15 protein-coding genes are annotated in these 13,704 nt (G+C 60.6%); 7 read left to right on the top strand and 8 right to left on the bottom strand.

The window, feature by feature from the left end; genetic code table 11:
- Positions 1-33: 33 nt before the first annotated feature.
- Complete coding sequence (truA, locus tag ACR1XU_RS08860) at positions 34-801, top strand: tRNA pseudouridine(38-40) synthase TruA (protein ID WP_170807729.1); 768 nt, start codon at positions 34-36, stop codon at positions 799-801.
- A gap of 1 nt (position 802) precedes the next feature.
- Here truA and ACR1XU_RS08855 read toward each other — a convergent pair whose 3' ends face one another.
- The 3 genes from ACR1XU_RS08855 to ACR1XU_RS08845 form a co-directional block, all read right to left on the bottom strand.
- On the bottom strand, positions 803-1,732 hold the full coding sequence (locus ACR1XU_RS08855; RefSeq protein ID WP_480905762.1) for a nickel/cobalt transporter: 930 nt from the start codon (positions 1,730-1,732) through the stop codon (positions 803-805).
- Complete coding sequence (locus tag ACR1XU_RS08850; protein ID WP_480905765.1) at positions 1,717-2,364, bottom strand: DUF1007 family protein; 648 nt, start codon at positions 2,362-2,364, stop codon at positions 1,717-1,719. Before ACR1XU_RS08850 ends, ACR1XU_RS08855 begins: the two co-directional genes overlap by 16 nt.
- A 75-nt stretch (positions 2,365-2,439) precedes the next feature.
- Positions 2,440-3,240 carry a thioesterase family protein gene (locus ACR1XU_RS08845; protein WP_480915600.1) on the bottom strand — a complete coding sequence of 267 codons (801 nt, stop codon included), beginning with the start codon at positions 3,238-3,240 and terminating at the stop codon, positions 2,440-2,442.
- 158 nt (positions 3,241-3,398) lie between these two features.
- Between ACR1XU_RS08845 and ACR1XU_RS08840 the strand changes: the two genes are divergently transcribed.
- Positions 3,399-4,334 (top strand): 2-hydroxyacid dehydrogenase, encoded by a 936-nt coding sequence (locus tag ACR1XU_RS08840; protein WP_480905771.1) that lies wholly within the window; start codon positions 3,399-3,401, stop codon positions 4,332-4,334.
- Positions 4,335-4,349: 15 nt separating this feature from the next.
- Here ACR1XU_RS08840 and ACR1XU_RS08835 read toward each other — a convergent pair whose 3' ends face one another.
- On the bottom strand, positions 4,350-4,703 hold the full coding sequence (locus ACR1XU_RS08835) for a hypothetical protein (RefSeq protein WP_170807724.1): 354 nt from the start codon (positions 4,701-4,703) through the stop codon (positions 4,350-4,352).
- 178 nt (positions 4,704-4,881) lie between these two features.
- On the opposite strand from ACR1XU_RS08835, the gene ACR1XU_RS08830 reads away from it, so the two are divergent.
- From ACR1XU_RS08830 to ACR1XU_RS08820, 3 genes are all read left to right on the top strand, one after another.
- Positions 4,882-5,715, top strand: coding sequence for a bifunctional allantoicase/(S)-ureidoglycine aminohydrolase (locus ACR1XU_RS08830; protein WP_321251420.1), 834 nt, complete (start codon positions 4,882-4,884; stop codon positions 5,713-5,715).
- A gap of 91 nt (positions 5,716-5,806) precedes the next feature.
- Positions 5,807-6,130 (top strand): hypothetical protein, encoded by a 324-nt coding sequence (locus ACR1XU_RS08825; RefSeq protein ID WP_170613375.1) that lies wholly within the window; start codon positions 5,807-5,809, stop codon positions 6,128-6,130.
- Positions 6,131-6,184: 54 nt separating this feature from the next.
- Complete coding sequence (locus ACR1XU_RS08820; protein WP_170678224.1) at positions 6,185-7,171, top strand: glyceraldehyde 3-phosphate dehydrogenase NAD-binding domain-containing protein; 987 nt, start codon at positions 6,185-6,187, stop codon at positions 7,169-7,171.
- Positions 7,172-7,212: 41 nt separating this feature from the next.
- Here ACR1XU_RS08820 and ACR1XU_RS08815 read toward each other — a convergent pair whose 3' ends face one another.
- The 3 genes from ACR1XU_RS08815 to puuE form a co-directional block, all read right to left on the bottom strand.
- Entirely contained in the window at positions 7,213-8,640 is a 1,428-nt protein-coding gene (locus ACR1XU_RS08815) for a uracil-xanthine permease family protein (protein ID WP_480905774.1), read from the bottom strand.
- A gap of 63 nt (positions 8,641-8,703) precedes the next feature.
- Entirely contained in the window at positions 8,704-9,189 is a 486-nt protein-coding gene (locus ACR1XU_RS08810; RefSeq protein ID WP_480905777.1) for an ureidoglycolate lyase, read from the bottom strand.
- The gene (gene puuE / locus ACR1XU_RS08805) at positions 9,186-10,604 is read right to left on the bottom strand and encodes an allantoinase PuuE (RefSeq protein WP_480905779.1); all 1,419 of its coding nucleotides are present in this window, start codon (positions 10,602-10,604) and stop codon (positions 9,186-9,188) included. The genes ACR1XU_RS08810 and puuE overlap by 4 nt, the downstream gene beginning before the upstream one ends.
- Positions 10,605-10,773: 169 nt before the next feature.
- On the opposite strand from puuE, the gene uraH reads away from it, so the two are divergent.
- A complete protein-coding gene (gene uraH / locus ACR1XU_RS08800) occupies positions 10,774-11,130 on the top strand; it encodes a hydroxyisourate hydrolase (protein WP_170807815.1) in 357 nt (118 codons plus the stop codon).
- Positions 11,131-11,341: 211 nt separating this feature from the next.
- Here uraH and ACR1XU_RS08795 read toward each other — a convergent pair whose 3' ends face one another.
- Positions 11,342-12,262: a LysR family transcriptional regulator gene (locus ACR1XU_RS08795; RefSeq protein ID WP_480905782.1), complete on the bottom strand. Its 921-nt coding sequence runs from the start codon at positions 12,260-12,262 to the stop codon at positions 11,342-11,344.
- A 96-nt stretch (positions 12,263-12,358) separates the two neighbouring features.
- Between ACR1XU_RS08795 and ACR1XU_RS08790 the strand changes: the two genes are divergently transcribed.
- Positions 12,359-13,582 carry a urate hydroxylase PuuD gene (locus ACR1XU_RS08790; protein WP_480905785.1) on the top strand — a complete coding sequence of 408 codons (1,224 nt, stop codon included), beginning with the start codon at positions 12,359-12,361 and terminating at the stop codon, positions 13,580-13,582.
- Positions 13,583-13,704 lie beyond the last annotated feature (122 nt).

Genomic DNA, 13,704 nt, shown 5'->3' with positions numbered 1-13,704 from the left:
GCCCGGACCGGCGCGGCGCGATACCAGCGCCACATGCCAAGATACGCGCTGAAAGTCGAATATCAGGGGGAACCGTTTGCCGGATGGCAGCGGCAAAAGGACCTGCCGTCCGTGCAGGGCGCAATCGAGACCGCACTGTCGCGTATCCAGCCGGGCGAGCACACAATTGCCGCCGCCGGGCGGACAGACGCGGGCGTTCATGCTTTGGGACAGGTGGCGCATTGCGACCTGGTGAAAGACTGGGATCCGTATCGCCTGTCCGAGGCGCTGAACTATCACCTCAAGCCTCAACCCGTGGCCATCGTGAAGGCTGCGCGGGTGGATGACGACTGGCATGCCCGGTTTTCAGCACTCGAACGGCAGTACCTGTTCCGTATCCTGATGCGCCGCGCCCCGGCTACCCATGACAGCGGGCAGGTCTGGCAGATCAACCACCAACTGGATGTCGACGCGATGCAGGCGGGTGCGGACATGCTGGTCGGGCGGCATGACTTCACGACCTTCCGCTCGTCGATCTGTCAGGCGGCCAGCCCGGTCAAAACTCTGGATGAGTTGCGGGTTGAACGGGTTCAGGGCTTTTCAGGGCCCGAAGTGCACTTCCACGTGCGCGCGCGGTCGTTCCTGCACAATCAGGTGCGCAGCTTTGTCGGCACGCTGGAACGGGTCGGCGCGGGATCATGGACACCAGAAGATGTGCGCGATGCGCTGCAGGCCGCTGACCGTGCTGCCTGTGGCCCGGTCTGCCCGCCGCAAGGCCTTTACCTGGCGCGGGTCGGATACCCTGAACCGGTGTTCGACTGACCTATAGCGCGCGCATCAGCAACCCGCTTGCGATCACTGCAATAATCAGACCCGCCACCAGTTCGATGGTCGGGGCCAGCACGGAAACGAACCGCGTGGCCGAGGCCGAAGCCAGAAGCCCCCCGCGCAAGCCGAAGGATGTCCAGCCCACAAGGGTTGTGACCGTCGCAGTGCCCAGCGCCATGGCAAATGCCCCGGCGATGCCGACCATTGCGATACCCATCTGCCAAGTCAGGATCAGCACGAACAGCGCGCCGGTGCAGGGACGCGCAGCAATCCCCGCGATCAGCACCAACGCCTCGCGCAGGCTGCCAACATTCGCCACTTCCTCGGGGCTTGGGCCATGGCGGTGACCGCACTCGGAACACTCCCCCTGATCGTGGTGGTGGTGATCATGGTGGTCATGATGATGGCGCGCGGAAGACTGTGAGTTTCGATGCTGTCGGGCGAAACTGCGAACCGCACGCAGGACAAGCCATATCCCGATCGCCGCAATGGCCCCATAACTGATCGGAGCCATCACCTGTTCTGTTGTCCCGATCAGAGACTCGCGCGACATCTGAAACACCAGCACCCCGGCATAGACCAGAACGATCGCCGTTACCGCCTGCCCCAGACTGGACAGAACACTGATGGCGGACAAACGCCAGAAAGCGACCTGACGGCCCAGCCCGTAGCCGCCGATCAGAACCTTGCCGTGTCCCGGGCCGATCGCGTGGAAAAACCCATAGGCGAAACAAACCGTCAGCAGGGTCGCGACAGCTTCCGGCTTTTCCGCGCGCGCGGCGCGCAGGGAACGCGCGATCTGGTTCTGGAAGTCCCGTTGTTCACCGGCAGCCCAGGCAGCAAGATGGTCGAACCCGCCGCTGCCCCAGAACCACAACAGCAAGGCACAGGCCAGCGCGACCGGAATGATCAGGAATTTGGACATGAAACGCGGATCTCGGTCGCAAAGCTTTCCCCGACAAGGGGGATATCATTTTCTTCAAGGTCGACATCTGCATCCAATGTCAGCAGAAACGCCTGCATCTGCGCCAGTTGTCCGTCGATATCGGGTTCCCGCCGATCGATGTGGCAGCCATCCGGCCCGGAAATCGTCACCGGGCGCGTGACCTCGTAAGCCGTGTAGAAGGTTTCATCGAAAGGTTTGGCGGACAGGTCAGCCGCCGATACGCCGCCAGATTCGACCTCGCGCAAATGAGTTGTCACGATACGCCCGTCTTCGGTGGTCGCGGACGGCTCTGACGGCCCCGTCAATGAAACCGGCGTTCCACCTGCGGCGATTACAAGATCGCCGTTGTAGCCTGCGACCCATTGCATGTCGAAACCGGTCAGAACTTTCTGCTCGGCCTCGGACAGCACGCCGTCTGCATCCTGATCGAGTTTCAGGTCTTCCAGAACCAGAAGGGAATAGAATTCGTCATAGACCCAGGTCACGCGGACATGAGTCAATTGGCCCGTCTCATCGACAATGAACTCCAGCCCGGTGTCGATATAGACATGCGGGTGCGGAATTGCCGAAACCGGCAGGCAACAGGTTAACAATGTAATCAGCCAGCGCATGGCCAGAACATAGGGGCCGAAGGCCGCTGCGGCAATGCACTTCCAACACGGATCGAAACATCCGAAGGGTATGCGCTAGCGCGGTGGAAGCAGAACGAGTGTCTGCAACGCCGTACCCACTGGCCCCTGCGTGTCATACAGGATCGCTTGCGACATTCCGATTCCGTTCGGCTGCCAGTGCGAGGCCGACTCGGCCGCCAACCAGTCCGAGACAGGTTCGCGGTGGATGTGCAGCGTCAGGTCCGTGTTCATAAACCCCATGCCGGACGGTTGCACGTTGCACGAGATACCGTTGCCGCAATCGGCCAGCGGACACAGCGACTGAACAGGCGAAGGCTGTTCAGTGCCAAGCAAATGCGGCGTTCGCAACCAGATCGTCTTGGGACCAAGGCCCTGATTGCCGCCTTTTGGATAGGCCACGTCCACGGCCTGCGCAAAACAGTGCAGGTCATGCCGCAACTCCATCAAGGGAAAATCCCCGGTCACGAGATCATGAAATGCAGGTGTGTGAACCTCAGCCGTGGGAACCTCGCCCAGATCCTTGCGCACAAGATGCATTGTTGTTGCCGTTGCGCACAGCGTGTTGTCCAGATCATGCACCGTGACCCATGTTGTCGCCAATGTGCGTGTGTGCCGGGTGGTCTCGGCGGCAACCCGCAACCCCGCCAGCGGCAATGGCCGGATCAGGTCCACCGTCAGCCGGGTCAGCATCTTTTCGGGGCCTGTTTCAGCCTCGGCCGCGCGGACGATCAGGCCGGCAACGGGGCCGGCATGACAATGATCGGCGGACCATGGTCCGCGCGCCGGGTCGTTGCCGACAAACACGCCATCCGGGTCAAGGTCAAAGAAAGCCTTTTGGCTGGGCATGGCAGTCATCGGTGTCGGATCCCACAGGTCATTTGTCGATCATGTTTCCGCGATCCGACGACGGACCGGGCTTTACCTTTGGACCGAGAATGACTTAGCTGCCCGAAAGATGTCCAGTTGGGTGACGGAACGTCATTCGTTCAAATCGAAACACATGGGGGTGCGAAATGGCATTGTTGGTTGAAACCGGATTGTCCGACTGGATCAGCGATGATGATATTGCGCGCGAAATCCGGCGACACGATCCGGACGCGGACGTGCGCACCCCGGATTCGATTGGCGATGCCGCAGACATCACGATGATCGCGCTTGTCAGCCTGCGCCAGGATCAGCCGAAGCGCTATCCGAACCTGAAACTCGTGCAGAAACTCGGCGCCGGGGTTGAGACAATCGTCAGCAATCCTGGCCTGCCCGATCATGTCCGCATTACCCGCCTGAAACCCGATGCTCCCGCGCAGGGCATAGCCGAATGGTTTCTGGCGTATGTCCTACGCCGGCAGCGGCACATGGCAATCTATGAAGCCGCCCAACGCCGCGCCGAATGGGTGCCGCGCGCGCCCGGCTTCAGCCCCGATACGGTGGTCGGAGTGTTGGGGCTGGGCCATATCGGTGCGCGAACCGCCCGGATGCTGCGCGATGTCGGGTTCCAGGTCATGGGATGGAGCCGTTCGCCCAAGCAGATTGAGGGCGTGACCTGCCTGCATGGCGAGAACATGCTGCCCGACCTGCTGAGCCAGTGCGATCATGTCTGTGCCATTCTGCCATCGACACCTCAGACAATCGGATTGTTCGATGCCGCGCTTCTGGATGCGATGAAGCCCGGAAGCCAGTTGCTGAATGCCGGACGCGGTGATCTGATCGACGAAACCGCGCTGATGGCGGCGCTGGATCGCGGCACACCGGGTCATGCAGTTCTGGACGTCACCTCGCAAGAACCCCTGCCTTCGGACAACCCGTTATGGCGGCATCCCCAAGTGACGATCACCCCGCATGTGTCGGGCTGGCATCTGGGCAACGCATTGTCCGATGTGGCCGAGAATTTCCGGCGCCTGACCAGCGGTCAGCCTCTGCTGCACGAAGTCGACAGGGCGCGCGGTTACTGATCTGCCGCAAAATGGTCAGGGCGTCAGAATCCAGTTGCCGCTGGCGTCCTTGCATCTGCGCGTTCTGACCTCGCGGGAACTCTCGGCGCCTTCGGGCTGAATGAAATGTTGCAGATGTACGCAGTTGCCGCGAACATCCCGGACCCGGATCGTTCCCTTTGATCCCGTGGCGTCATTGACCCAGCTGCGTTCATCTCCGGCCCGCGCGCTGCCTGTCAGCAACTGGTCCGCCGTGGCATTTACCACTTCAAAATCCGCAGGGGTCAGCCCCATCTCCGATATGATGCGGGACAGCGGTTTGGCGTCTGCGGCAACGCCCAGACCAAAACTCATTACCGCTGCGAAGGTTGCCAATTTCCTGGGCTTCATATTCGCCTCACCGTTCTGAAATAGATTTAGTCCCAAGACTATACTCGCGCTGGTCCGTGGCCAAGCCCCCCACGGCGCGCACCTTCAAATTATCCCGAACAAACCTATCGCAACACAGGCGCTAGGACCGCCGGTTTATTGCCAGCATAGTGCGACCGATACGAACCAGAGGCATTCGATGGCACATCCGACTTATTACGCCCCATCCGGCGGGCATCCCGGCCAGGACCAGATTCTGACAGACCGCGCCATGTTCACCGACGCATACGCGGTGATCCCCAAGGGCACCATGCGCGACATCGTCACCAGTTACCTGCCATTCTGGGAAGGCACGCGTCTATGGGTGCTCTCGCGCCCGCTCAGCGGATTTGCCGAGACCTTTTCGCAGTACATTATGGAGGTTCAGCCCGGCGGCGGATCTGATCGCCCCGAAACCGACGCGCAGGCCCAGGGGGTGATCTTTGTGGTCGAGGGCACGGTCACACTGACCCTTGGCGGCGATGTTCATGTCCTTGAAACCGGTGGCTACGCCTACATCCCGCCGGGTTCGGACTGGACGCTGCACAACCGAGCAGATGAAGTGACCAGATTCCACTGGGTCCGCAAGGCTTACGAGGCCGTCCCCGGCCTGCCCGTGCCCGATCCAATCATCACCAATGAACGCGACGTGGTCCCCATCGAAATGCCCGGCACCGAAGGGCGCTGGTCGACGACCCGCTTTGCCGACCCGCAGGATCTGCGCCACGACATGCATGTCAACATCGTCAACTTCGAACCCGGCGGCGTGATCCCCTTTGCCGAAACCCACGTGATGGAGCACGGGCTTTACGTGTTGGAGGGCAAGGCCGTCTACAGGCTCAACCAAGACTGGGTCGAGGTCGAGGCCGGAGATTACATGTGGCTGCGCGCTTTCTGCCCGCAAGCCTGTTACGCAGGCGGCCCGGGGCGGTTCCGCTATCTGCTTTACAAGGACGTTAACCGGCACATGCCGCTGAACCTGTCGCGGCGTTAAACGGGTAGAATGGTCATTTGCCTGTCAGGGGTTCACAGAAGCGTCTGAATCTGGTGAAATATCCTCGGGTTATAGTACTGGAGATTGCACCATGTTATTTCGCGGAACGATGTTTGCGCTTGCGGCCGTTATCGGCCTGACGGCGTTCGATGCCGCACCTGTTGCGGCCAGGGAAGAAACCAAATCCGTATTTGTCATGAGCCGTACATGGGCTGTGACACAGGTTTCAGACGCTCCGGTCATTTACCGCGCCACACGGGACAACAACAATCTGAACCCCTTTGGTCCGCCGCCGCGCCTGCGGACGATACAAGCCATAGCGGCGATCCAGCAGGCAACGGGTTGCAAGGTTATCCGCTCAAGCATGTATCAGAACATCTCGGGCCAGTTTTTCTCGCAGGTCTCCTGCGGTTAGAACGGTATCGAAACGGGCATTGAGATCGCCCGGTCAGCCTGCCATAGCTTGCCCATGAAACTCGCGATCAACGGATTCGGCCGTATCGGCCGCACAATTCTGCGGCAGGTTCTGGCCTTGCCGGAAGACAGCAATGTCGAGCTGGTGCTGATCAACGATATCGCCCCGCTTGAGACCTGCGCCTATCTGTTCAAATACGACAGCACCTTTGGCCCTTACGCCGGAACGGTCCTGGCTGAAGGTGACACCCTGATCGTGGACGGGCACCGGGTTCCGATGACCCACAGCGAGGATCTGACCCGTGTGGATCTATCCGGGGTCGATGTCCTGCTGGACTGCACAGGCATCGCACGCACGTCCGATGTGGCCAGCCGAGGATTGACTGCCGGGGCCAGCAAGGTGCTGATCTCCGGCCCCTCGCCCGCGACCGAAGTCACCATCGTACTGGGCGCAAACGAAGACCAGCTGGGCAACGCCCGGATCGTTTCGAACGCGTCCTGTACCACCAACGGGCTGGCTCCGCTGGTGCGGGTATTGGATGGGATCGGCGGCATCACCGCGGCCCATATGACAACGATCCATTGCTACACAAACAGCCAGCCGATGGTGGACGCGCCGCGCGGCGATCTTGCACGCTCGCGTGCGGGTGCGCTGTCCATGGTTCCAACCACAACCAGTGCCACGCATCTGATTGACGAAGTCATGCCTCATCTGGCCGGTCGCATCTCGGGCGCCGCGGTGCGCGTACCCACCGCCAGCGTTTCGGCCGTAGACCTGATCGTGACCCTGGAAAACGAGATGAGCCCCGAGGTGTTTGACGCAAAGCTGCGCGCAGCGGCCGAAAACTCGCCTGTTCTGGGCTGGACGGACCTGCCTCTGGTCTCATCCGATCTGCGCACGCGACCCGAGTCGCTTGTGATCGCGGGCCCCGAAACTCGCATGGTGGGAAACAGGCAGGTCAGGGTGTTTGGCTGGTATGACAATGAATGGGGCTTTTCGGCCCGAATGCTGGATGTCGCGCGCCTGATGGCGGCAAGCTGAAGTCGACGCAGCCCGCCAAACGGCGGGCTGCGATTCACGGATCAGTCGTGGGGCAAGCTGCCCGAGCCATGCCCGGCCATTCCGCCTGACACCTCTTCGGTGGCCTCATCCGCCAGTTCTTCGGGCAGGATCAGATTCAGCACAATTGCGATGACCGCAGCAGGCAAAAGCCCACTTTTCATCAAGATGCCCAAAGTTTCCGGCAAGTGCTGGACCGCATCCGGTTCCAGTTGCAGCCCAAATCCGATGGACAACGAGATGGCAAAGATCACCATATTGCGCCGGTTCCAGTCCACATCGGACAGCATGGAAATACCGGCGGCCACAACCATCCCGAACATGACGATCACACCGCCGCCCAGCACTTCGATCGGAACGGTGCGGATGATGGCCCCGACCTTGGGGACCAGCCCGCACAGGATCAGAAACAGCGCACCAATGGTCACGACATTGCGGCTCATGACGCCGGTCATGGCGATCAGCCCGACATTCTGGCTGAACGACGTGTTGGGCAACCCGCCGAACACTCCGGCAACCGCCGAGCCAAAACCATCCGCATAGGTTGCACCGGCAATCTCCTTGTCGGTGGCTTCACGCCCGGCACCGCCCTTGGTCACACCGGACACATCGCCCACGGTTTCGATGGCCGAAACAAAGGCCATCAGACAGAACCCGATCACGGCAGCGAACGAAAACTCGAACCCGTATTTGAACGGCATCGGCAATGCGAAGGCCGAGGCGCGGCTCCAGCTTGAACCGATTGCCTCAAATGTCACCATGCCAACCATCAGCGCGTATACGTAGCCGACAGCCAGACCGATCAGCACCGCCGAAACCGACAGCATCCCGCGCGTAAAGAACTTGAGCGCAAGGGTCACGAAGATCACGACCAGAGCCGCCGACCAGTTCAGGGCCGAGCCGTACTCCGGCGTGCCAATCGCCGGAACGCCGCCAGCCGCGTATTGAATACCTACCTTGACCAGCGCCAGACCGATCATGGTTACGACCAGCCCCGTCACCAGAGGCGGCAGCGCAAACCGGATCTTGCCGATCACCGCCCCGAGGCTGGCGTGAAACAGGCCACCGATCAGAACGCCGCCGAACAGGCCAGCCAGCCCATCGACGCCCTTACCGGCCACAAGCGGGATCATGATGGGCAGAAAGGCAAAGCTTGTTCCCTGAACGATGGGCAAGGCCGCCCCGACCGGACCAAGTGTCACCGTCTGCAGCAGGGTTGCGACCCCGGCAAACAGCATGGACATCTGGATCAGATAAAGAAGTTCCGGGAAATCGGGCGAATTTGATCCAAATCCGAATCCCGCCGCGCCCGCGACGATGATCGCGGGCGTCACATTGGACACGAACATCGCCAGAACGTGCTGTATCCCAAGGGGAACCGCCTTGTGTAATGCGGGTGTATAGTTCGGATCCCGAAGCTGTTCGGGCGTACCGATCGAAGTGTCGGCCATGAGTACTGTCCTCCCTGTCAGATTTCATGGGGGTCTTACCGCTTATCCTGCGGCTTCAACTGGCTACGGCACGACCTGATAGGGCGTGTCGAACCAGAATTCTTCAAGATTTGCGCCTGCGCCGATCCTGTCGACGACGGCAAACAGGCCGGGGGCGTGGAGCGGCGTCAGGACCCCGTGCCAGGTGCCGCGATGGTAATTCACCGCCTGCCCCGGCCGGGTCACAAAAGCCAGCGGTCGCCCGGGCTTGCCATCGGCGTCCGGCGCGACGATCACCAGAAAGGGCTGGCGGGTCATCGGGATAAAGGCCTGGCTGCCCTCGGGGTGCCGTTCGACCATGTCGAGCGTATAGGGCAGTGCCCGTGGATTGGCGTTGAACAGGCTGATCCCGGCGCGCCCGTCGGCAAAATCCAGAGCTGCCCTGTCATGATACCGACCACATTGGCCCTGATTTATGATCTTGTCCGGCTCGCCCGCAACGTCGATCACATCGCCGTATGGGGCAAACGCATCAGCGGTCAGCGGCTGAACACTGATCCGATTGCTCATGACGGCAACACATCCCGCAGGCGGAATTCGGCGATCCGTTCGACTTGTCGGCAGGCTTCCGCAAATTCAGTGTCCCGGTCCTGCCCGATCCGCCGTTTGAACGCTTCCAGGATCGATGCCTTGTCGTGATCCCGAACCGCGATGATGAACGGAAATCCGAATTTGTCCGTGTAGGTCTGATTCAGATCCGTGAAAGTCGCACGTTCATCGTCGGTCAGCGCATCCAGCCCGGCCGAGGCCTGCTCGGTCGTGCTTTCCTGGGTCAGACGTTTAGCCTGCGCAAGCTTGCCCGCGAGATCGGGATGCGCTGTCAGCACGCCAAGCCTTTCCGTTTCAGTGGCCGAGCGGAACATGCGGGCCAGGGCATTGTGCAGGCCGCCCGCCGTGTCATGCGCCGGACCCAGTTCCAGATCAAAGGCGCGCTCGGCGATCCAGGCTGAGTGTTCGAAAATGCCGCCATAGCTGGCCACAAAGTCCTCCCGGCTCAACTCGGTCGGCCTTGCGCGCGGTATGGGTGGGTAATGCGCGGCCCAGTGTTCTGCGATCTGCAGGCGCGTGGCGAACCACACATCCGAAAACCCGCGCGCGTAATCCAGGAACCGTTTAAGGGCCATCACCCGACCCGGACGCCCGATCAACCGGCAGTGCAGCCCAATCGACAGCATTTTTGGCGCCCCGGCCCCGCCTTCGGCATAAAGCGCATCAAAGCTGTCCTTGAGGTAGGAGAAGAACTGATCGCCTGAATTGAACCCTTGCGGCGTTGCAAAGCGCATATCGTTGCAGTCCAGAGTGTAAGGCACGATCAACTGATGCCGATCACCGAACCGAACCCAGTACGGCAGGTCATCGGCATAGGTATCCGCGACATAGGCCATCCCGCCCTCTTCTGCCGCCAGCCTTACTGTGTTTTCCGAGCACCGACCGGTGTACCAGCCGCGCGGGCGCTCACCCACGACTTCGGTATGCAGGCGCACGGCTTCGGCAATCTGGGCCCGTTCCTCGGCCTCGGGCATGTCCTTGTGTTCCACCCATTTCAATCCGTGGCTCGCAATCTCCCACCCTGCCGACTTCATCGCGGCCACCTGATCGGGTGAGCGGGCCAGTGCGGTAGCGACCCCATAAACCGTGATCGGCAAATCTTTCATCAATCGGTGCAGGCGCCAGAACCCGGCCCGTGATCCGTATTCATAGATCGATTCCATGTTCCAGTGACGCTGCCCCGGCCATTGCGCAGCGCCGACGATTTCGGACAGGAAGGCCTCGGACGCGCTGTCGCCGTGCAATACGCAGTTCTCGCCGCCCTCTTCGTAGTTGAGCACGATCTGCACCGCGATCCTTGCACCACCGGGCCAATTGGCATTGGGCGGGGTGGCTCCGTATCCGATCATATCGCGGGGGTAACGAGGGGGCTGCATGTCGTCTTCCGTTCCGGGTTTAACTTCCTGATTAATGCAATAGCCTAAAAATTCGTATCCGATTATCAAATCAATCCGAACGCTGTTTCCGGTTGTTTCGGCATTTCCACCATTTTGATGTTTGCGCCACACTGTGGCAAACCCGATGAAACAGTCAAAGGAGATCACTGTGGCAGGCTACCTGACAACCCATGTTCTGGACACGGCGCGCGGGTGCCCGGCGGAAGGTCTGAAAATCGCACTGTATCAGGTGTCGGGAAACTCCCATCGCAAACTGGTCGAGATGGAGACAAATTCCGACGGGCGCACCAACAGCCCCATCCTGCCGCAGGAAGACTTTGAAACCGGAACTTACGAGCTGATCTTTTTTGCTGGGGACTACCTGCACAGAACCGGGCAGGCGGCAGAGGATCCGCTGTTTCTGGATCAGGTTCCTATTCGGTTCGGCATGTCCGATGCCGAGGCACATTATCACGTACCGCTGCTGCTTTCCCCCTACGGGTATTCGACTTACCGGGGCAGCTGACCGCTTTCCGCGCGCCTGCCGCCCGCCGCCGACCCTTTCAGGGTCGCCTTCCGTTGGGCCGGGCACTGCCCCTTGCAGGTGCAGCGCGGACTAGCCCTGAAAAACTGTACCCGGCTTGGTAGGGGTCGCAACCGCGCCGCGGCCTTGCCGCGGCGCCACGCCCAACGCAGTTCAGCGCCTGCAAGGCGCAAACCGTGGCGGGAGCATCGGCTCATCCCGTCGCTTGCGAGCTGCGCACGACCTTGCCGATACGCGAGATCATGAAATCCATAAACAACCGCGCCTTGGGGTCCTGATGGCGGCGATGGGTATAGAGGCATGCCATCTGCACAGGCACCGGCGGCGTCTGCATCGCAACGGCCACCAAACGGCCCGCTTTCAGATGCTCCGCCACTTCAAAGGCGGGTTTCATCGCAATCCCCTGCCCGGACAACGCCCAATCGGTCAAAACATCGCCGTCATCGCATTCGAAGCGACCTGATACAGCGTATCGCTTCGGGCCCTCGGGTGTTTCCAGCAGCCATTGGAACTCTGTCGCGCCGGGGAAACGAAGGTTCAGACATTCATGCTTGTCCGAAACCAGGTCCGCGCCGGTCTGCGGCATGCCCCTGCGTTCCACGTAATCCGGCGCGGCGCATAGCACCCGCTGGCAATCCGCGATCTTTCTGATCCGCAGGGTGCTGTCCTCGGGCTGGCCAATGAAAAATGCCAGATCCAGGCCCTCGGTGGTAAGATCAACCGACCTGTCCGTCAGCCGCAGGCGCACGTCAATCTCAGGGTATTCCAACAGAAAATCAGGCACATGCGGAGCCAGCAACCGGCGGCCAACCCCCAACGGCGCCGCAACGAATAGCGATCCCCTTGGCGCTTCGGTCAGATGGACAACTTGCGCCTCGGCCTCATCCACCGCATCCAGAACCGCGACCGCACCGGGATAAAAGGCGCGACCCTGTTCGGTCGGACTGAGGTTTCGCGTGGTGCGTTGAAACAGACGCACGCCCAGATGATCCTCAAGCTGGGAAATCCGGGCCGAGGTTACGGCAGGGGAGATCCGCAGGTCTCGGCCGGCAGCGGACATGCTGCCCAGATCATAGACACGGACAAAGGTACGGATGTTCTCGAGATAGGACATCTTATCGATTTTTTTGATACAGTTTGACAATATACGGGAATACCGAAGAAAATCCCTTTTGCCTAGTGTGACGGCAAGCAATCGGAGACTTCTTGCATGTATGACCTCGCCGTGTTCTGGGACTGGATGGCCTTTGCTGTGCGCTGGCTGCACGTGATCACTGCCATCGCGTGGATCGGATCATCCTTTTATTTCATAGCGTTGGATCTTGGACTGAACCGCGACATCCCCGGCCCCGCCGATGGCGAGGAATGGCAGGTGCATGGCGGTGGCTTCTACCACATTCAGAAATACCTGGTCGCGCCCGAGCGGATGCCGGACCACCTGACCTGGTTTAAATGGGAAAGCTATGCGACCTGGCTCAGCGGGGCGGCGCTTCTGATGATCGTCTATTGGGTCGGCGGCGAGCTGTATCTGATCGACGCGCAAAAGGCCGATCTGGCGCTGTGGCAGGGGATTCTGATCTCGGCCGCCTCGCTGACCGTGGGCTGGCTGGCCTATGACAACCTGTGCAAATCCGGTCTTGGCGAACGCCCCACCCTTTTGATGGTGCTGCTGTTCGTGCTGCTGGTGGCAATGGGTTGGGGGTACAACCAGATCTTCACCGGCCGTGCAATGATGCTGCATCTGGGGGCCTTCACAGCCACAATCATGACGGCGAACGTGTTCTTCATAATCATGCCCAACCAGCGCATCGTGGTGGACGACCTGAAGAACGGGCGCACACCGGACCCGAAATACGGCAAAATCGCCAAGCTGCGGTCCACGCACAACAACTACCTGACGCTGCCGGTCGTGTTCCTGATGCTGTCGAACCACTATCCACTGGCCTTTGCGACCGAATACAACTGGATCATCGCGGCGCTGGTCTTTCTGATGGGTGTCACCATCCGGCACTATTTCAACACCCGCCATGCCCGTGCCGGTAACCCGACCTGGACCTGGCTGGTTACCGCCCTGCTGTTCATCGCCATCATGTGGCTGTCCACCGCGCCGATGTACAAACCGCTGGAAGAGGCCGAAGCGCAGCCGCTGACGCCTTATGAACAAAAGTTCGCCGCCGCAGACGGGTTCGAAGAGGCGCATGACATCGTTCTGGGCCGCTGCTCCATGTGCCACGCTCGCGAACCGGTTTGGGAGGGTATCCTGTGGGCACCCAAGGGCGTGCTATTGGAAACCGAAGGCGACATCGCAAGAAACGCAAAGCAGATCTATCTGCAGGCAGGCGTCAGTCATGCGATGCCGCCTGCAAATGTCACCTTCATGGAGCCCGAGGACCGCGACGCCCTGATCCGCTGGTTCCGCAATGCGGGTCTTTGACCCCACAAAAGATTGCCACAAATCGCAATTCGCACGTCATTTCCCTTTTCCTGCACCCCATCAGATGGTCTAACATGAAGTCGAACAGCCGCCGAACCGTACAAGGCGGCCAAAGTGATTTC

The organism is Ruegeria sp. D1(2025), assembly GCF_056536425.1.
The sequence above is the reverse complement of the archived record's forward strand: the minus strand, read 5'-3'. Positions and strand labels throughout refer to the sequence as shown.